The organism is Pseudomonas sp. SIMBA_068 (assembly GCF_046534705.1).
Lineage (GTDB): Bacteria > Pseudomonadota > Gammaproteobacteria > Pseudomonadales > Pseudomonadaceae > Aquipseudomonas > Aquipseudomonas putida.
In genome coordinates this window covers 295946-314710 of record NZ_JAWRYI010000006.1, presented here as the reverse complement: position 1 = coordinate 314710, position 18765 = coordinate 295946, and the positions used below count along the sequence as shown (strand labels likewise).

The following is an 18765-nucleotide window of genomic DNA, read 5'->3' as shown; positions in this document are numbered from 1 at the left end:
CATAACTGCCGACGGGTTATCCTGTCGGCAGTTATGGAGAGCTGCACATGCACATCTACAAAGTCGGCGGCGCCGTGCGCGACCGCCTGCTCGGCCTTCCTGTCAGCGATATCGACTGGCTGGTGGTAGGCGCCACCGTTGAAGAAATGCACGCCAAGGGTTATCGGCCGGTGGGCGCTGATTTTCCGGTATTCCTGCACCCGAAAACCGGCGAGGAATATGCCTTGGCGCGCACCGAGCGCAAGAGCGGGCGCGGGTATGGCGGGTTCACTTTTCACGCCAGCCCTGACGTGACACTGGAGGAAGACCTGATTCGCCGTGACCTGACCATCAACGCGATGGCCGAGGACGAAGCAGGCACGGTGTACGATCCCTACCACGGCAAAGACGATCTCGAAAGGCGAATTTTACGCCACGTTTCACCGGCATTCGCCGAAGATCCTTTGCGCGTGCTGCGCGTTGCGCGCTTTGCTGCCCGCTATGCACCGCTTGGTTTCCGGGTTGCCGAAGAAACGCTTGAGCTGATGCGCCAGATCAGCGCCTCTGGCGAGCTGCAGGCGCTGACTGCAGAGCGCAGCTGGAAGGAAATCGAGCGGGCGCTGATGGAGGCACAGCCCCAGGTGTTCTTCCAGGTGCTGCGCGATTGCGACGCCCTGCAGGCCCTGCTGCCTGAGCTTGTTGACGGTGCCCAGGCCCTGGCGGCGCTGGAGCAGGCAGCGGCGCATGAACAGCCCCTGCACGTGCGCTGGGCGTGCCTGTTGCGCGGGCTGGCACCGGCATCGATCAAAGCCGTCAACCAGCGCCTCAAGGCCCCAAGGGATTGCCAGGAGCTGGCCTTACTGACGGGAGAGTGCCTGGCACAAGGTAATCAGGCACTGGAGCTGCCAGCCACGGCGCTACTGGAGCTGTTGCAGAAGTTCGATGTTTACCGAAGGCCGCAGCGGTTCGAGGATTTTGTGGTCGCTTGCGAGATGGCGGCGCTAGGTGATGGCCAGCCAGGTTATCCACAGGCCGATTACCTGCGTGGCGCAGCAGCAGCGGCGCGAGCGGTGGATGTGAAGCCGTTGGTGCAGGCCGGGCTGACTGGGCAGGCACTGGGCGAAGCGCTCAAGGCTGAGCGGCTGAAAGCGCTTGAGGCTTACCAACTCGACTGACCATACGGCCTCTTCGCGGCTAAAGCCGCTCCCGCAGGTACAACGTGGGCCAGAAACCTGCGTAGTACTTGTGGGAGTGGCTTTGACCGCAAAAGGGCCGGAACAGGCTTAAGCGGGTGTCAGCTGCAACCCACGCCACTCGAAGGCGACCGGGGCCAGCACCTGGTCAATCTGTGCCTCTTGCCACAACCGGGCCATGCTCTTGCCTGCCCCCGGATGCACCAGCTCAGGCGCCAGCAACGACAGCGGCCACAGCACAAACGCATTCTTCATGATCTCGGCCCGGGGCAGTACCAGCCCATCGAAGGTGCCGTGCAGATCGTCATACATCAGCACATCGATATCCAGCGGCAGCCCTTTGCGGTCCGGCGCGTATCGGCCATTTTCGGCCTCGATGAACTTCAGCCGACGGTCCAGTTCGATCAGCGGCAGTGCGGTTTGCCCGGTCACCACGAAATTGATGAACGGCCCGCTCTTGATACCCACCGGCTGGCTTTCGAACACCGGCGAGCAGCGCATGTCGGTGAGGATGCCCGCCAACGCATCTAGCCCGGCGCACAAGTGCGCCTCACGGTCGATGTTGCTGCCGAGGCCAAGGTAAACCGTGCTCAGAGACATCCGCGCTCGATCTCCACGCCTACACCGCCACGGGCCGCCGGTACCGCACCTGGCTTGGTCAGTTTCAACCGCACCCAGGGGATATGGAATTCTTCCATCAAGGTTGCCACCAGGCGCTCGGCAAAGGTTTCCACCAACTCGAAACGGGCCTGCTCGGCAAACGCCTGGATGCGTGCCGAGACGCTGGCGTAGTCCAGCGCCAGGTTCAGGTCGTCACCCGCTGCGGCCGGGCGGTTGTCCCAGGCAAAGCTCAGGTCCAGGCGCAAGCACTGGCGAATATCCCGCTCCCAGTCATAGGCACCGATGACGGTATCGACTTCCAGGCCTTCGATGAACACTCTGTCCAAGCACTTCTCTCCACAGCACGACAAGGGCGACTGGCGCCGTTAGAATCAGGGCGTCCTCGCCCGGAATAGTTAGCATGTTTTGGTTACTGGCGTTGCTCGCCTACCTGCTCGGCTCACTGTCCTTCGCCATTCTCCTCAGCCGCCTTTCGGGCAGCCCGGACCCGCGTTCCAGTGGTTCAGGCAATGCCGGCGCCACCAACATGCTACGCCTGGCAGGCCGTAAACTGGCGATCCTGACCCTGCTTGGCGACCTGTGCAAGGGCCTTTTGCCGGTATTGCTCGCCCGCCTTGCCGGGCTGGACCTGCACGCGCAAGCCTGGGTGGGCGTGTGCGCGGTGCTGGGCCACCTGTTTCCCCTGTACTTCCGCTTCCGGGGTGGCAAGGGCGTGGCGACGGCTGCCGGCATGCTCATGGGCCTGTATTTCCCGGCCGCGCTGCTGGCCATCGGCGCTTGGCTGCTGACGTTCTACCTCACCCGCACCAGCTCGCTGGCGGCGCTGATTGCCACGCCGCTGACCTTGCCATTGCTGGCCTGGCGCGAGCCCGAAGCCCTGCTGCCGATCACCGTGCTGACCGTGATGATCGTATGGCGCCACCGCAAAAACCTGCGCGACCTGTTCGCCGGGCGCGAACGGCACTTCTGACCGTTCGGCTTCACACGTTACAGCGGCGGCAACTGCTCCATCGGCCAGCGCGCCTGCACGCTGATCGCCAGGTCCTGGTGCTGCCCCGCCAACAGGCGCTGGCAACCGGCGTAGGCGATCATCGCGCCGTTGTCGGTACAGAACTGCGGGCGCGCGTAGTACACATTGCCCTTGATGCTGCCGAGCATGTCTTCGAGGGACGCGCGCAAAGCCTTGTTGGCACTCACACCACCCGCGATGACCAGGCGTTTGAGGCCGGTCTGCTTGAGCGCCCGCTTGCACTTGATGGTCAAAGTCTCCACCACCGCCTGCTGGAATGCCAGGGACAGGTCGCAACGGGTTTGCTCACTGTCGTCGCCAGCGTTCTTGCATTGCTGCCAGGTGTTGAGGGCGAAGGTCTTGAGGCCACTGAAGCTGAATTCCAGGCCCGGGCGGTCGGTCATCGGCCGCGGGAACACGAAGCGCCCAGGTACGCCCTGCTCGGCCAGGCGCGCGATTTCCGGGCCGCCGGGGTAGTTGAGGCCGATCAGCTTGGCGGTCTTGTCGAACGCTTCGCCGGCGGCATCGTCCAGGCTTTCGCCCAGCAGTTCGTACTGACCGATGCCATCGACGCGTACCAGCTGGGTGTGTCCGCCTGAAACCAACAAAGCGACGAACGGAAACTCAGGGGGGTTTTCTTCCAGCATGGGCGCCAGCAAGTGGCCTTCCATGTGGTGCACGCCAATCGCCGGAATGTCCCAGGCAAAGGCCAGCGCCTGGGCGCAGGAGGCGCCCACCAGCAATGCGCCGACCAGGCCAGGGCCCGCGGTGTAGGCAATGGCGTCGATCTCGGTGGCGACGCAGCCCGCCTCCTCCAGCACCTGGCGAATCAGCGGCAACATGCGCTTCACGTGGTCACGCGAGGCAAGCTCGGGCACCACACCGCCAAACACGCGATGCAGGTCAATCTGGCTGAACAGTGCGTCGGCCAACAAGCCGCGCTCACTGTCGTATAATGCGACGCCAGTTTCGTCGCAGGATGTTTCCAATCCCAGTACTAGCATGGGTTCGTCCCTTGTGGGGGCTGAATTCGAAGGCGCGCATGATAGTCCCCGTGTCGGATGCCGACCAGCGGTTTTCGATCAGAGGCTTTGCATTCCGGCTTGCTAAGGGTTAACATCCGCAACCCTTGAAAACCGACGTTCTCCAGCACACCTTTGTTTTGCCAGGAGCACGTCTACCCCGGTAATGAATTAAGGTAGCCCTGGATGCCAGCCGTCAAAGTTAAAGAGAACGAACCCTTCGACGTAGCTCTGCGTCGTTTCAAGCGCTCCTGCGAAAAAGCCGGTGTACTGGCTGAAGTTCGTAGCCGCGAGTTTTACGAGAAGCCGACCGCCGAGCGTAAGCGCAAAGCAGCTGCTGCTGTTAAGCGTCACGCCAAGAAAGTACAGCGCGAACAGCGCCGCGCCGTTCGTCTGTACTAATACAGACGTTCTACGCAAAGCTTCTGCCCTGCCCGGCTAACCGCCGGGTGATGGCAGCGGTCGTTTCAAACTTGAGCAGCTAGCTCAAGGCCCCGCACAAGCTTCACGCGAAGTGCACAGGGCAACCTGCCTGAAACGTCAGAGCTGGTCTTTCTTGCTGTATGACCAGACGTGCACGTCCGACTGACGGGCCCTTAGGGGCTGGCGACGAGCACACATTTCCCTCGCACTTCCCCAAGCATCACCTGCCCCGTTCGGCGCGTGAGCGATTAGACTTGCCAGTTGCCAGATGACGAGACTGCCATGGCCGGGCTGATTCCCCAGAGTTTCATTGACGACCTGATCAACCGCCTCGACATCGTCGACGTGGTGAGTTCGCGCGTCCAGTTGAAAAAAACCGGCAAAAACTACTCGGCCTGCTGCCCGTTCCATAAAGAGAAGACACCTTCCTTCACGGTCAGCCCCGACAAGCAGTTCTACTACTGCTTCGGCTGCGGGGCTGGCGGCAACGCCCTGGGCTTCGTCATGGACCACGACAACCTGGACTTCCCCCAGGCTGTCGAAGAACTGGCCCGCGCCGCTGGCATGGAAGTGCCCCGCGAGCAAGGCCGCCGCGACCAGAAGCCTCGCCAGCCAACCGACTCGCCGCTGTACCCGCTGCTGGACGCCGCCTCGGAGTTCTACCGCCAGGCCCTGCGCAGCCACCCGACCCGCAAGGCCGCGGTGGACTATCTCAAGGGCCGCGGCCTGTCCGGGGAGATCGCTCGCGATTTCTGCCTGGGCTTCGCCCCGCCCGGCTGGGACAACCTGCTCAAGCACCTGGGTGCTGACGCCCTGCAGCAAAAGGTGATGATCGATGCCGGCCTGCTGATCGAAAACGCCGAAAGCGGCAAGCGCTACGACCGCTTCCGCGACCGGGTGATGTTCCCCATTCGCGACAGCCGCGGGCGCATCATCGCCTTCGGTGGCAGGGTACTGGGCGACGACAAGCCCAAGTACCTGAACTCCCCGGAAACCCCGGTGTTCCACAAGGGCCAGGAACTGTACGGGCTGTACGAGGCGCGCAAGCACAACCGCAACCTCGACGAAATCATCGTCGTCGAGGGCTACATGGACGTCATCGCCCTGGCTCAACAGGGCCTGCGCAATGCCGTGGCGACCCTTGGCACCGCCACCAGCGAAGAGCACCTCAAGCGCCTGTTCCGGGTAGTGCCCAGCGTGCTGTTCTGCTTCGACGGCGACCAGGCCGGGCGCAAGGCCGCCTGGCGTGCACTGGAGTCGACCCTGTCGAACCTGCAGGACGGCCGCCGCGCCCGCTTCCTGTTCCTGCCCGAAGGCGAAGACCCGGACAGCCTGGTGCGCGCCGAAGGTACCGATGCCTTCAGGGCCCGCATCAACCAGCACGCCCAGCCGCTGGCCGACTACTTCTTCGAGCAACTGGGCGTTGAAGCCGACCCGCGATCGCTGGAAGGCAAGGCGCACATGGCGACCCTGGCCGCACCGTTGATCGAAAAGATCCCTGGCGCCAACCTGCGCCAACTGATGCGCAACCGCCTGAAGGAAATCACCGGCCTGGCCCCGCAGCAGGTCGAGCAACTGGCTCAACAAGCGCCAGCGGCCAGCGGTGTGCCGGACTACGACCCTGGCTACGACTACGACGCCATGGCCAGCTACACCCCTGACTACGGCGACATGCCGCAGCACGACTTCGTCCCCGCTCAGCAGGAGCAGGCGTGGAAGCCGAACAAGGGCGGGGGCAAAAAGCAGTGGAGCGACAAACCCTGGGACAAGAATCGCAAAGGCGGCAAAGCCTGGCAGCAACGAGATGAAGCGCCACCGCGCGTGCCAGCCCCGGTCGAGCCGCCTACCCTGGCCGCCCTGCGCACTCTGCTGCACCACCCGTTGCTGGCCGGCAAGGTGGAAGATGCCAGCCACTTTGCCGACGAAGAACACCTGTACAGCCAGCTGCTGGTGTCATTGATCGAAGCCGCACAGAAAAATCCTGGGCTAAGCTCAATGCAGTTGATCGCACGCTGGCATGGCACCGAACAGGGCCGCCTGCTGCGGGCCCTGGCGGAAAAGGAATGGCTGATCGTAGCCGACAACCTTGAACAACAGTTTTTCGACACTATAACTAGCTTGTCCGCCCGCCAACGCGAGCGCAGCCTGGAACAACTGCTCAGGAAATCACGTCAAAGTGAGTTGACCAGCGAGGAAAAAACCCAGCTCCTCGCCCTGCTGAGCCGGAATGTTCCCGCACAAACGCCGACCTCATCTGGCGCGTGAGGCCCATGCTCGGGTATAATCCTCGGCTTGTTTTTTGCCCGCCAAGACCTTCAGTGGATAGGGTGTTATGTCCGGAAAAGCGCAACAGCAGTCTCGTATCAAAGAGTTGATCACCCGCGGTCGTGAGCAGGGCTACCTGACTTACGCGGAGGTCAACGACCACCTGCCTGAGGATATTTCAGATCCTGAACAGGTGGAAGACATCATCCGCATGATCAACGACATGGGGATCAACGTATTCGAGAGTGCTCCGGATGCGGATGCCCTTCTGTTGGCGGAAGCCGACACTGACGAAGCCGCGGCCGAAGAAGCCGCTGCTGCGTTGGCGGCAGTTGAAACCGATATCGGCCGCACGACCGACCCGGTGCGCATGTACATGCGTGAAATGGGTACCGTCGAGCTTCTGACCCGCGAGGGCGAGATCGAAATCGCCAAGCGTATCGAGGAAGGCATCCGTGAAGTCATGGGCGCCATCGCTCACTTCCCGGGCACTGTCGATTACATTCTCGGCGAATATGACCGCGTCACCACCGAGGGCGGCCGCCTGTCGGACGTGCTCAGCGGTTACATCGACCCTGACGACAACATCGCCGCGCCGACCGAAGAGGTGCCGATCCCTGGCGCCAAGGCCGCAGCTGCGAAGGAAGAGTCTGACGACGAAGAGGAAGAAGCCGAGAGCAGTGACGACGAGGAAGAGACCGAGAGCGGTCCGGACCCGGTAGTCGCAGCCCAACGTTTCGGTGCGGTATCCGACCAGCTTCAGGCGACCTTCAAGGTCGTGAAGAAGCACGGTCGTGCCCACAAGGAAAGCATCGCGGCCCTGCAAGCCCTCGCCGACCTGTTCATGCCGATCAAGCTGGTACCCAAGCAGTTCGAGGTCCTGGTAGAGCGTGTTCGTGATGCCCTGAACCGTCTGCGTCAGCAAGAGCGCGCCATCATGCAGCTGTGCGTGCGTGATGCCCGCATGCCGCGTGCCGACTTCCTGCGCATGTTCCCGAGCAACGAAACCGACCAGACCTGGAGCGGTGACCTGGCCAAGCGCAACACCAAATGGGCTGCTGCCCTGGGTGAAAAGGACGCCGCCATCGTCGCTTGCCAGCAGAAGCTGATCGACCTTGAGACCGAAACCGGCCTGACCGTTGCCGAGATCAAGGACATCAACCGTCGCATGTCGATCGGTGAAGCCAAGGCCCGTCGCGCCAAGAAAGAAATGGTCGAGGCGAACCTGCGTCTGGTGATCTCCATCGCCAAGAAGTACACCAACCGTGGCCTGCAGTTCCTCGACCTGATCCAGGAAGGCAACATCGGCTTGATGAAGGCGGTGGACAAGTTCGAATACCGTCGCGGCTACAAGTTCTCGACCTACGCCACCTGGTGGATCCGTCAGGCGATCACCCGTTCGATCGCCGACCAGGCACGCACCATCCGTATTCCGGTGCACATGATCGAGACGATCAACAAGCTCAACCGTATTTCCCGCCAGATGCTGCAGGAAATGGGTCGCGAACCAACCCCGGAAGAGCTGGGCGAGCGCATGGAAATGCCTGAGGACAAGATCCGCAAGGTACTGAAGATCGCCAAAGAGCCGATCTCCATGGAAACCCCGATCGGTGACGACGAAGATTCGCACCTGGGCGACTTCATCGAGGACTCGACCATGCAGTCCCCGATCGACGTGGCCACGGTCGAAAGCCTCAAGGAAGCCACCCGTGACGTGCTCTCGGGCCTGACTGCACGCGAAGCCAAGGTGCTGCGCATGCGCTTCGGTATCGACATGAACACCGACCACACCCTCGAAGAGGTGGGTAAGCAGTTTGACGTAACGCGTGAGCGGATCCGTCAGATCGAAGCGAAGGCGTTGCGCAAACTGCGCCACCCCACTCGCAGCGAGCATCTGCGCTCCTTCCTCGACGAGTGATGACAAAACCCCGGCCCAGGCCGGGGTTTTTCTTTTCTGCCTTTTGAAACACTCGCGGTCCCTGTAGGAGCAGCCTTGTGCTGCGAAGAAGCCATCCGGGTCACCGTACACCTCCGCCCATACGGCGCTTTCGCAGCACAAGGCTGCTCCTACACATATCTCGCTTACCCCACGCTTGCGCAATGCCCGTCTACACTCGACGTCAGACCCCAAAAAGTGCGAGGCCGCTATGCCGCTCATGCCGGCCATTCTGCTGCTGCTCCTGATTTTGTGGAACACAACGGCCGGCGCCCTGACCCTGACAGACGAGGAGAAAGCCTGGCTGGCTGCCCACCAACAGCTGAGCCTGGGCGTAGACGCCTCTTGGCCACCGTTCGAGTTTCGCGACCAGGAGGGCCGGTACCAGGGATTGGCCGCCGATTACATCGCCGCGATCCAGCAACGCCTGGGCGTGACGCTCAAACCGGTCGAGCCCAGCAGCTGGACCGAGGTACTGGCGCAAGCGCGGGAAAACCGCATCGACCTGCTGCCCGGTATCATGTCCACCCCCGAACGCCAAGGCTATCTGGCCTTCACCCGCCCGTACCTCGACTTCCCCATCGTCATCCTCGCCCACAAAGGCGGCGCACAACCGCGCAAACTGGACGACCTGTACGGCCTGAAGATAGCCGTGGTCGAAAACTACGCCCCGCACGAACTGCTGCGTACCCATCACCCCGACCTCAATCTGGTGGCACTGCCCAATGTGAGCTCCACCTTGCAGGCCTTGGCCACCGATCAGGTGGACGCCGTGGTCGGCGACCTCGCTTCAAGCATCTGGAGCCTGCGCCAGCTCAAGCTCGATGGGCTCTACGTCAGTGGCGAAACGCCCTACCGCTACCAGTTGGCCATGGCCGCACCACGCGACAACAAAGTGCTGGTGGGCATTCTGGACAAAGTCATGGCCGACATGAGCAGCGGCGAAGTCAGCCAGATCCAGCAGCGCTGGGTGGGTAATGTGGTCGACCAGCGGATGTTCTGGTCTGACCTGCTGGTGTATGGCCTGCCAACGGTGCTGTTGCTGATGGCCGTGCTGGCCGTGGTGATCCGAATCAACCGTCGGCTCAGCTCGGAAATTTCCCGGCGTATCGCACTGGAGCAGGAGCTGCGCAGCAGCGAGTACCACTACCGCGGACTGGTCGAGAGCCTGTCCGCCATCGCCTGGGAAGCCGATGCCAACGACTTTACCTACAGCTACGTCTCCCCACATGCCGAAGACTTGCTTGGCTACCCGCTGAGCGACTGGCTCAGGCCGGGCTTCTGGCGCAGCATCCTGCACCCGGAGGACGCCCTCTGGGCCCAGGCCTACTGCGACAGCGAAACCGCAGCCGGACGCGACCATAGCCTGGACTATCGGGTAATCCGGGCTGACGGCCAGCCCCTGTGGGTACGCAATATCGTCAGCATGATCGAACACGGGCACCAGCCGGTGATGCGCGGGCTGATGATCGACATCAGCGAAACCAAGCGTACCGAGGACGCCCTGCGCCTTTCCGAACAAAAGTTTGCCTCGGTGTTCCAGCAGTGCCCCGACATTCTGCTGATCGCCCGCCACAGCGACGGCTGCCTGCTGGAGGTGAACGAAGCCTTCGAAGAGCAGATCGGCCTGACCGCGGGACAGGTGCTTGGCCGCAGCGCTACGGATCTGCACCTGTGGGGTGTCGAAGGCTCCGGCCCCCCGCTGCTTGAGCGCCTGCACCAAGGCGGCATCCGCAACCTGGAAATGAGCTTCCGGCGCAGCAATGGCCAACTGTTCACCGGCCTCACCTCGGCCGAAACCTTCGAACTCGACGGCACCCCGGCACTGGTGGTGGCGGTGCGCGACATCAGCCAGCTCAAGGAAACCCAGGGGCAGTTGCAAACCTCGGAAGAGAAATTCGCCAAGGCGTTCCACGCTTCGCCCGACGGCCTGCTGCTGTCGCGCCAGAGCGACGGTTTGCTGCTTGAGGTGAACGAAGGCTTCTGCCGCCTCACAGGCTACGACCTCAACCCGACCATCGACCAGACCTCGCTTGACCTGGGTATCTGGGTCGACCTCAACGAACGCAAACGCATGGTCGACCAGCTCAACCGCGACGGCTTCGTGCGCGACTTCACCTGCCACATCCGCCGCAGCGACGGGCAGATCCGCCTGTGCGAGCTGTCCGCCAGGCCGCTGCCGATTGCCGGTGTCGACTGCATGCTGACCATCGCCCGCGACATCACCGAGCGCCACCTGATGCAGGAAAAACTGCAGCTGGCCGCCACCGTGTTCGAGAACACCGCCGAAGGCGTGCTGATCACCGACATCGACCAACGCATCAGTGCCGTCAACCGCGCCTTCAGCGAAATCACCGGCTACAGCGAGATCGAAGCCCTCGGCCAGACCCCGCGCCTGCTTGCCTCCGGCCAGCACGACAGCGCCTTCTATGCCGCCATGTGGCACCAGCTTACTGCCGAGGGCCACTGGCAAGGTGAGATCTACAACAAGCGCAAGAACGGCGAACTGTACCCCGGCTGGCTGACCATCAGTGCGGTGCGCAACAGCGAACGCGAGATCACCCACTTCGTTGCCGTGTTCGCCGACATTTCCAGCCTCAAGCACGCCCAGGCCAAGCTCGACTACCAGGCCCACCACGACCCGCTCACCGGCCTGCCGAACCGTGCCTTGTTCGAGAACCGCCTGCAGGCCGTGCTCACTTGCGCGCAGGTGTCCAACCGCCAGGGCGCGGTGCTGTTCCTTGACCTCGACCGCTTCAAGCACATCAACGACAGCCTTGGCCACCCGGTCGGCGACCTGCTGCTCAAGGGCATTGCACAGCGCCTGAAAGAACAGGTGCGGGACGTCGACACCGTGGCCCGCCTGGGCGGCGACGAGTTCATCATCCTGCTGCCCGGCCTGCACAAGCCCAGTGACGCCAGCACCATCGCCAACAAGCTGCTGGCCTGCTTTGTCGCACCGTTCCAGGCCGGTGAGCACGAGTTCTTCACCAGCGCCAGCATTGGCATCAGCCTGTATCCGCAGGACGGCACCGACGTGGCCACGCTGATCCGCAACGCCGACGCTGCCATGTACCGCTCCAAAGCCAAAGGCCGCAACCGCGTCGAAGCCTACACCCGCGACCTGACCGCCCAGGCCAGCGAGCGCATCGCCCTGGAGCACGAGCTACGCCGCGCCGTCGAACGCAACGAAATGAGCCTGTGCTTCCAGCCCAAGCTCAGCCTCAAGACCCAGAACCTGGTAGGCGCCGAGGCGCTGATCCGCTGGAGCCACCCGACCTTTGGTGAAGTGCCGCCAGAGCACTTCATCCACCTGGCAGAAGAGAACGGCACCATCCTCCAGCTCGGCGACTGGGTACTGGAACAAGCCTGCCGGCAGATGCAGGCCTGGAAGCAGCACTACGAACCCTTCGGCCCATTGTCGATCAACCTCGCCGGCGCCCAGCTTCGCCAGCCACACCTGGCCCGGCGCATCGAACAGTTGCTCAAGCACTACCAGCTCAAGGCGGGTGACCTGCAACTGGAGATCACCGAAAACTTCATCATGAGCCAGGCGGAAGAAGCACTGGCCGTGCTGTACCAGCTGAAAAAGCTGGGCGTGCAGCTGGCCATCGACGACTTTGGCACCGGCTATTCATCGCTGAGCTATCTCAAGCGCCTGCCACTGGACATTCTCAAGATCGACAAGTCGTTCATCCGCGGCCTGCCCGACGACCCCCACGACGCCGCCATCGCCCGTGCGATCATTGCCCTGGGCCGCAGCATGCAACTGACCATCATTGCCGAGGGCGTGGAAAACCAGGCTCAGCAACGCTTCCTGGCGGCCGAGGGCTGCGAGCAGATCCAGGGCTACATCGTCAGCCTGCCGCTGCCGCCAGGCGAGTTCGCGGCAACGTTTCTTCGCATAGCACTATCGGATCTTTCAGATGGCACAGGTGCGAAACCCTCGTTATAATCCGGCCACTTACTGAGGGCCTATAGCTCAGTTGGTTAGAGCAGAGGACTCATAATCCTTTGGTCCACGGTTCGAGTCCGTGTGGGCCCACCAATGAAATCAACGACTTAGCCTCACCTTTCGGGTGGGGCTTTTTCGTTTCTGGGCCTTTCGTGTCTGTTTGAGGTCTATAGACCGTTTGGGCATAAAAAGCCTTACATGATCGCAAGGCTTTTTCGATTCTGGTCGGGTTACACCAGCTCGCACTGAGAGCGTGGAGAGATCGCGCTAACCCCTTTCAGCCACCTTCTGGTCATACTCTTCCCAACTGGCAAACCCAATGGGACGTTTCGGTTCTTCCGGGTGAACGCGCTTCTGGCGAACCAGCAGTACGTTAATCTGACTAACGTGCTGGATGAGCTTCACTGGTGAGCCATCAGGTCTACTGCCGTAGAACCCAATCAGCGAAGGATTCCAATAGGTCAGCTCAGTGAACGAAAAAGTGATTTCATTACCGAAGCTAACCAGCTGTCCGCCAACCTCGTACTCATCCTCAAGCTCTCTGTGAAAGTCATTAATCCACTTCACAAGTCGCCGGTAAAACTCGCTAGCAAGGTTTGGATCGGTGTAGTCCATGATCGGTGGACGATTGTATTGGGTGATCAAGTCAAAAGGTGTAGTCATTCGGTATGTCCCGATCTGGAGGGTGGCTAGGCGCCACGAGTCTAATCGAACTGCGGTGAGTCAGGGAGCCTATACGCCGTGTTTGGCCCATCAATGCAATGGCGTTCTGCTACTCTCAGCGGCCGACCGTCATGATGGAACCTCGAAATGACTAGCTACCGAGGCTGGGAAACCGCCACTTCGCTGCTTCTCGCCTACGAAAGCCTTGCTATCGCGCACAAAAGAACCCTGCGCAGGGCAACAACAGAAGGCGAAGAAGCCCACCCGTATTTCAGCTATATGCACGGCTTCGGGCTGTTCATACTCAATGCGTCCATCATTGAGGGGACTGTGCGCACCATTCTGACCGAGAAGGTCAGATCTGACCTTGACGCAGCAGTAGAGCGAGGCAAGCGCGAGGGCAGGACGGAGCATGATTCCCCAACCCGCCTACTGCAGAAATTCTTGGTGGACCTCGAAAGCTCTGGGGGCTGGGACAACCTCGTGAAGAACAGCGGCGTGTCGTACTACGGAACGCGGCTGGATCAGGATGTAACTCCGGAGATTAAAGAGGGAATCCTGGCACTGTTTGTTCTCCGTAACGTCCTGGCACACGGCACAACCCTGATCCAGCCCACCTCGAAGATGCCTGAGGATATGAAGGATGAGTACCCATACACCTGGCAATCGAAGCTCGGCGGAGTTGCGATTTACCTTGAGAAGCAGTTCAAACGCGGAGGGGTCTTCGAAAACCTCGCACACCCGGATGCCCCAGAGCACTTCATGGAAGTCACGAAGCAGTTCTTCACTCAAATTGAACCACGCTTCGCACCGCTCAATGAGCGGGCCGCCAACACGATCGACATGATCAAGCGCTACTACTTCGGGGGCATCAACTTTACGCGCTAGTCCTCGTGTACGCCGGTCGCCAAGGCAGCGATGCAAGCCCTTGGCGTTTCAGGCAAGGGGTACGCTGAGCGGCACAGGTGGGGGCGGAGATTCCGCCGTGCTGGTGGATGTCCCAGACCAGTCACGAGCCACCGGTGGACATGGTAGTGGCCAATTGATAGGGTCACCGATGCTGCGCTGATTCTCTAACGCAGCAGGACTTGCCATCACCCCAGTTACGTTTCCCCTCGATAGATGGGTCAAGGACTAGGACGACAAGGAACGTTGTATGGCATGCCGTGGCGACATGGCATGTCGCCTAATCAAGGAGAAAAATTCTTGTCACCGACAAGCACAATCCTTTCACTGCTACTGATCTTCGTCACCGGTTCCGCCCACGCCACCGGATATGACGTACAAAGATTTCAATCTTTCAGGAGCCTGAATTCCGCTGAGAAAGAGCGAGACGCATCCTATCTGATAGGTGTTTCGCGCGGACTAGTATTGGCAAGCATGTACATTGAGCAGGAGTATGCGGCAAGGCTATTTTGCATCCCGAAAAATAAGATGGATGAAGCATATGGAGGCTCAATTTCTGCGCTGAGTAACGAAGTCGCCAACCCGTCTAGCGGCCATCCCTACGCACCAGACACCCCTGTGGAAGTGGTAATGCTTCAGGCGCTCAAGACACATTACCCATGCAACAACTGACAGTAGATTAGGGCTTCCACAATGAAAAAATGGATTCACGACAAAGCATCAATAATATTTTTTATCACAATAGCTATATATGTACTTATATTACTTACGGCATCTTACGTGGGTGTATATGTAACCTATGTTGCCGGGCCAATTCTTTTAATATCTGGCGCCGCAGCTTGGCTCTCTATGCCAAATGAGGATGTGGATTCGCCCCGCAAGCGGTGAGGGATGCCGTTCCAGTCCTGTCCTCAGCACGGTTGCATATCCAGCAACAGTGCCACGAGGCCAAGCATCGGCCACTGGTCAGCCACGGCCAAGGGGCACTTGGGGGCTCTGTGTAGCACGGAATTCGTGCTGATTTCCCCCTTGCACGCTACGTAAAACAATCTGCTAAACCTGCTACACGACACAAGCGGCCTCCTACTGATGGCCATTACAGATTTCACGCAGAGTCCGGGACAAGCCACGTATTGGCCTATTTAATAGTGCAGTGCCATGGTCAAACTTGGCTTACCTTGGTTAAGCTACTGAAACTTACGCATAGTGAAGCCAAGCTTTGCGCACTGAGTGGACACGCAACCGAAGGATCGACCATGGCAGCTAGCAGTAACTTCGACTTTCTCCAGGACCACGATCCCGTCTTCCTCCAGCTTGCGAGCATGGCCGAGCAGGTGTTCGCCAACGATCCCAACACAACCCTGATCAAACTGCGTCAACTCGGCGAAGCCCTGGCCCAGGACTTGGCCAGCCGCGCCGGAATCGAATTCGACACCAACACCACCCAGTCCGATCTGCTCTATAAGCTCAGCCGTGAGATCCAGCTTGATCAGAACATCCGCAGCCTGTTCCATACCCTGCGTGTCGAGGGCAATAGAGCTACTCACGAGTTCTGCACCCAACATCGCGAAGCCATGGATGGACTGAAGGTCGCTCGCGCCTTGGCCATCTGGTATCACCAGTCCTTCGGCAAGAACGCCCACGCCTTCAAGCCCGGCCCCTTTGTGACGCCCAGCGACCCCAGCGCCCCACTACGCGACCTACAAAGCCAGATCGAACAGCTCAAGGCGCAACTCAGCGAATCCAACCAGCAGTTGGAGAGCAACCAGCAGCTTGCCGACCTGCTCAAGCGCGAAGCCGAGGAATACGCCGTACTCGCCGAGCAGATGGATGCCGAATCACGCAGCCATAAGCAGTTGGCCGCAGAACACGAAGCCGCTTTACACAAGCTGCGCACTGAGCACGAGCAAAGCCTCAAAGCACTGCAGCAGCGACTGACCGCCCAGCCGCAGGCCAGCAAACAGGTTGCCAAGAAGACCCAGCAGGCCAGTAATAGCTTTGACCTGAGCGAAGATCTCACCCGTATCCTGATCGACCAGCAGCTGATCGATGCAGGCTGGGAAGCCGACTCCCTTGACCTCACTTACAGCAAAGGCGCACGCCCCGAAAAAGGTAAGAACAAGGCCATCGCCGAGTGGCCCACCAGCAGCTCCAAAGCCTGTGCCGACTACGTACTGTTTGCCGGCCTCACGCCCATCGCCATCGTCGAGGCCAAGCGTAAACGCATCAATATTGCCGACCACATTCCCCAGGCAGAGCGTTATTCACGCGAGTTCAACCTCTCCACCGAGCATCAACTGCCCTGGCTGCAGGCTGGTCAAACACAGCCCTGGAGCGACGGTCAAGGTGGCCACTTCCGCGTGCCCTTTGCGTTCGCCTGCAATGGCCGGCCCTTTATCAAGCAGCTCGCCGAGCAGTCCGGCACCTGGTTCCGTGACCTGCGCAGCCCGCCCAACACACGCCGGCCGCTGCCAGACTTCCACACGCCGGGTGATCTGCTTGACCTGCTTAAACGCAGCCAGGTGGAAGCGGAGGCCAAGCTCAAAGCAGAAGGTTTTAGCTACCTCAAACTGCGCGACTATCAAGAGAAAGCCATCCAGGCCGTGGAACTGGCGCTGGCCAACAACCAGCGCGACTGCCTGCTGGCCATGGCCACCGGCACAGGTAAAACCCGCACTATCATTGGCCTAATGTATCGCTTCCTCAAGGCCGAACGCTTCAAGCGCATTCTGTTTCTGGTCGACCGCAGCGCACTCGGCCAACAGGCCATCGACTCATTCAACGACACCACACTTGAGCAGAACCATACCCTGGCGCAGATCTACGACATCAAAGAGCTGGGCGATATGGCATCTGAGGCGGAAACCCGCGTCCAGGTGGCCACCGTGCAAGCCATGGTCAGCCGTATTTTCCGCTCAGATACCCCACCACCCGTGGGGGAGTTCGACTGCATCATCGTCGACGAAGCGCACCGGGGTTACACGCTCGACCAGGAGATGACCGAAGGCGAGCTGGCCGTGCGCGATCACAGCCAATACCTCTCGCAATACCGCCGCGTGCTCGATCACTTCGATTCCTGCCGCATTGGCCTCACGGCCACGCCAGCCAAACACACCAGCGAAATTTTCGGCAAACCGGTATTCACCTACAGTTACCGGGAAGCCGTGGCCGACGACTGGTTGATCGATCACGAACCGCCGATCCGCTACGAAACCCAGCTCAGCCAGCACGGTATCCGCTTTGAAAAAGGCGAGTCGGTCAGCGTCATCAACACCCAGACTGGCGAAGTCGACGTAGCCGAACTGGAGGACGAACTCACCTTCAATATCGAGTCGTTCAACCGCCGCGTCATCACGCCAGCTTTTGACAAGGTCATCTGTGACGAACTGGCCAAGGAGCTAGACCCGTTCGGCGAGGAAAAGACCATGATCTTCTGCGTCAACCAGGCTCATGCCGAACGGGTGAAAACCCTGCTCGATGATGCTTTCAAGGCGGCCTACGGCGAGCAATACAACGAAGCGACGGTGCGCATCATCACCGGCCAGAGCGACAAGGTTGAGCAGCTGATTCGCCGCTACAAGAACGAGCCGAACCCCAGCATCGCCATAACCGTCGACCTGCTAACCACCGGCATTGACGTGCCGAAAATCTGTAATCTAGTGTTTATGCGCCGCGTGCGCTCGCGCATCCTCTATGAGCAGATGAAAGGTCGCGCTACCCGTCGTTGCGACGAAATCGGCAAGACCGTTTTCCGCATTTACGACCCCGTCGACCTCTACGCCAGCCTGGAAGCAGTCGACACCATGAAGCCCCTAGTGAAGAACCCCAACATCTCCCTAGAGCAACTGGTCAGCGAACTCACTGGCAGTGCCAGCCACGATGCGCCTGGCAGCCAGGATGACAGCAGCCACGCCCATGACGTACTCGAACAACTGGGCCAGCGCGTCATGCGCATCCTGCGCAAAGCCCAACACAAGGCCGAGAGCAAACCGAACCTCAAGCAAAAGCTCGATGAGTTGCAAGATGCCTGGGGCGTCGAACCGGCCAAGCTGCACAGCCACCTGCATGAGCTCGGCCCGCAGCAAGCAGCCAACTTTATTCGCCAGCACAGCCAACTGATCAACCAGCTAGCCACCGTCAGCGCCCTGCTCGGTTCGGAGAACCACCCCGTTATCTCGACCCACGCCGACGAGCTAAAAGAGCGCAGACAGGATTACGGACAGAACAAAAAGCCCGCCGACTATCTGGAGAGCTTCCAAGACTTCATCCACAATCAACTCAACCAGTCCGCCGCGCTTGGCGTGGTGGTCAACCGCCCCAAGGATCTAACCCGCGAACAGCTGCGTGAGGTGCGTCTGCTGCTCGACCAGCACGGTTTCAGCGAAGCCAGCCTGAAAAGCGCCTGGCGCAACCAGACTAACCAGGAAGTCGCTGCTAGCATCATCGGTTTTATCCGCAAGGCCGCCATCGGCGAAGCGCTGCTGCCGTTCGACCAGCGAGTGACGCATGCCATGCAAAAGATCTATGCCTTGCAATCTTGGACGCCTGTGCAGCGTCGTTGGCTGGAGCGCCTGGCCAAGCAATTGGTGCACGAAGTGATCATCGACCCGCAACAGGTTAATGATGCCTTCAGGAATGATGGCGGCCTCAAAGGCCTGGACCGCAACCTTGGCGGCAACCTGGATCGAGTATTGGAAGCCTTGAATGACAACCTGTGGTCGGCTGCGGGATGACCCTTGGCCACTCAATGATTTTCCGGCCGTCAGTGTCCGCAGTCCTGGGACAGAGGACAC

Annotated in this window: 13 protein-coding genes and 1 tRNA gene; 10 read left to right on the top strand and 4 right to left on the bottom strand. The window is 60.4% G+C overall.

Annotated elements, in window-relative coordinates; all coding sequences use genetic code 11:
- Positions 1-47: 47 nt before the first annotated feature.
- Positions 48-1154, top strand: coding sequence for a multifunctional CCA tRNA nucleotidyl transferase/2'3'-cyclic phosphodiesterase/2'nucleotidase/phosphatase (locus SB756_RS16675; RefSeq protein ID WP_410911167.1), 1107 nt, complete (start codon positions 48-50; stop codon positions 1152-1154).
- Between the two features lie 108 nt (positions 1155-1262).
- Here the strand turns inward: SB756_RS16675 and folK are convergent, their stop codons facing one another.
- Both folK and folB read right to left on the bottom strand, forming a co-directional pair.
- Positions 1263-1772 (bottom strand): 2-amino-4-hydroxy-6-hydroxymethyldihydropteridine diphosphokinase, encoded by a 510-nt coding sequence (gene folK, locus SB756_RS16670; RefSeq protein WP_341797391.1) that lies wholly within the window; start codon positions 1770-1772, stop codon positions 1263-1265.
- On the bottom strand, positions 1763-2119 hold the full coding sequence (folB, locus tag SB756_RS16665) for a dihydroneopterin aldolase (protein ID WP_004375185.1): 357 nt from the start codon (positions 2117-2119) through the stop codon (positions 1763-1765). Before folB ends, folK begins: the two co-directional genes overlap by 10 nt.
- 74 nt (positions 2120-2193) lie before the next feature.
- Between folB and plsY the strand changes: the two genes are divergently transcribed.
- Positions 2194-2763, top strand: coding sequence for a glycerol-3-phosphate 1-O-acyltransferase PlsY (plsY, locus tag SB756_RS16660; protein WP_043202462.1), 570 nt, complete (start codon positions 2194-2196; stop codon positions 2761-2763).
- A 17-nt stretch (positions 2764-2780) separates the two neighbouring features.
- On the opposite strand, the gene tsaD is transcribed toward plsY, so the two are convergent.
- Complete coding sequence (tsaD, locus tag SB756_RS16655) at positions 2781-3806, bottom strand: tRNA (adenosine(37)-N6)-threonylcarbamoyltransferase complex transferase subunit TsaD (protein ID WP_016497697.1); 1026 nt, start codon at positions 3804-3806, stop codon at positions 2781-2783.
- 204 nt (positions 3807-4010) lie between these two features.
- Here tsaD and rpsU point away from each other — a divergent pair, with 204 nt between their 5' ends.
- From rpsU to SB756_RS16630, 5 genes are all read left to right on the top strand, one after another.
- Positions 4011-4226 carry a 30S ribosomal protein S21 gene (rpsU, locus tag SB756_RS16650; protein WP_003255575.1) on the top strand — a complete coding sequence of 72 codons (216 nt, stop codon included), beginning with the start codon at positions 4011-4013 and terminating at the stop codon, positions 4224-4226.
- 303 nt (positions 4227-4529) lie between these two features.
- Positions 4530-6512 carry a DNA primase gene (dnaG, locus tag SB756_RS16645; RefSeq protein ID WP_410911166.1) on the top strand — a complete coding sequence of 661 codons (1983 nt, stop codon included), beginning with the start codon at positions 4530-4532 and terminating at the stop codon, positions 6510-6512.
- A 67-nt stretch (positions 6513-6579) separates the two neighbouring features.
- Complete coding sequence (rpoD, locus tag SB756_RS16640) at positions 6580-8430, top strand: RNA polymerase sigma factor RpoD (protein WP_016497695.1); 1851 nt, start codon at positions 6580-6582, stop codon at positions 8428-8430.
- A gap of 229 nt (positions 8431-8659) precedes the next feature.
- Positions 8660-12403 carry an EAL domain-containing protein gene (locus tag SB756_RS16635; protein WP_410911165.1) on the top strand — a complete coding sequence of 1248 codons (3744 nt, stop codon included), beginning with the start codon at positions 8660-8662 and terminating at the stop codon, positions 12401-12403.
- A gap of 16 nt (positions 12404-12419) precedes the next feature.
- Positions 12420-12496: transfer RNA gene (locus tag SB756_RS16630), tRNA-Ile, on the top strand.
- Positions 12497-12670: 174 nt separating this feature from the next.
- Here SB756_RS16630 and SB756_RS16625 read toward each other — a convergent pair.
- The gene (locus SB756_RS16625) at positions 12671-13066 is read right to left on the bottom strand and encodes a DUF6173 family protein (RefSeq protein ID WP_410911164.1); all 396 of its coding nucleotides are present in this window, start codon (positions 13064-13066) and stop codon (positions 12671-12673) included.
- A 147-nt stretch (positions 13067-13213) separates the two neighbouring features.
- Between SB756_RS16625 and SB756_RS16620 the strand changes: the two genes are divergently transcribed.
- The 3 genes from SB756_RS16620 (at position 13214) to hsdR (ending at position 18705) form a co-directional block, all read left to right on the top strand.
- Complete coding sequence (locus tag SB756_RS16620; protein WP_410911163.1) at positions 13214-13954, top strand: hypothetical protein; 741 nt, start codon at positions 13214-13216, stop codon at positions 13952-13954.
- Positions 13955-14245: 291 nt separating this feature from the next.
- Positions 14246-14644, top strand: a complete 399-nt coding sequence (locus SB756_RS16615; RefSeq protein ID WP_410911162.1) for a hypothetical protein — start codon at positions 14246-14248, stop codon at positions 14642-14644.
- Positions 14645-15228: 584 nt separating this feature from the next.
- Complete coding sequence (hsdR, locus tag SB756_RS16610) at positions 15229-18705, top strand: type I restriction-modification system endonuclease (protein ID WP_410911161.1); 3477 nt, start codon at positions 15229-15231, stop codon at positions 18703-18705.
- Positions 18706-18765 lie beyond the last annotated feature (60 nt).

Bases quoted from the DNA above. Each gene is read 5' to 3' on its own strand.
- SB756_RS16675 (WP_410911167.1), top strand. From the start codon at position 48: ATGCACATCTACAAAGTCGGCGGCGCCGTGCGCGACCGCCTGCTCGGC.
- folK (WP_341797391.1), bottom strand. From the start codon at position 1,772: ATGTCTCTGAGCACGGTTTACCTTGGCCTCGGCAGCAACATCGACCGT.
- plsY (WP_043202462.1), top strand. From the start codon at position 2,194: ATGTTTTGGTTACTGGCGTTGCTCGCCTACCTGCTCGGCTCACTGTCC.
- tsaD (WP_016497697.1), bottom strand. From the start codon at position 3,806: ATGCTAGTACTGGGATTGGAAACATCCTGCGACGAAACTGGCGTCGCA.
- rpsU (WP_003255575.1), top strand. From the start codon at position 4,011: ATGCCAGCCGTCAAAGTTAAAGAGAACGAACCCTTCGACGTAGCTCTG.
- dnaG (WP_410911166.1), top strand. From the start codon at position 4,530: ATGGCCGGGCTGATTCCCCAGAGTTTCATTGACGACCTGATCAACCGC.
- rpoD (WP_016497695.1), top strand. From the start codon at position 6,580: ATGTCCGGAAAAGCGCAACAGCAGTCTCGTATCAAAGAGTTGATCACC.
- SB756_RS16635 (WP_410911165.1), top strand. From the start codon at position 8,660: ATGCCGCTCATGCCGGCCATTCTGCTGCTGCTCCTGATTTTGTGGAAC.
- SB756_RS16625 (WP_410911164.1), bottom strand. From the start codon at position 13,066: ATGACTACACCTTTTGACTTGATCACCCAATACAATCGTCCACCGATC.
- SB756_RS16620 (WP_410911163.1), top strand. From the start codon at position 13,214: ATGACTAGCTACCGAGGCTGGGAAACCGCCACTTCGCTGCTTCTCGCC.
- SB756_RS16615 (WP_410911162.1), top strand. From the start codon at position 14,246: ATGTCGCCTAATCAAGGAGAAAAATTCTTGTCACCGACAAGCACAATC.
- hsdR (WP_410911161.1), top strand. From the start codon at position 15,229: ATGGCAGCTAGCAGTAACTTCGACTTTCTCCAGGACCACGATCCCGTC.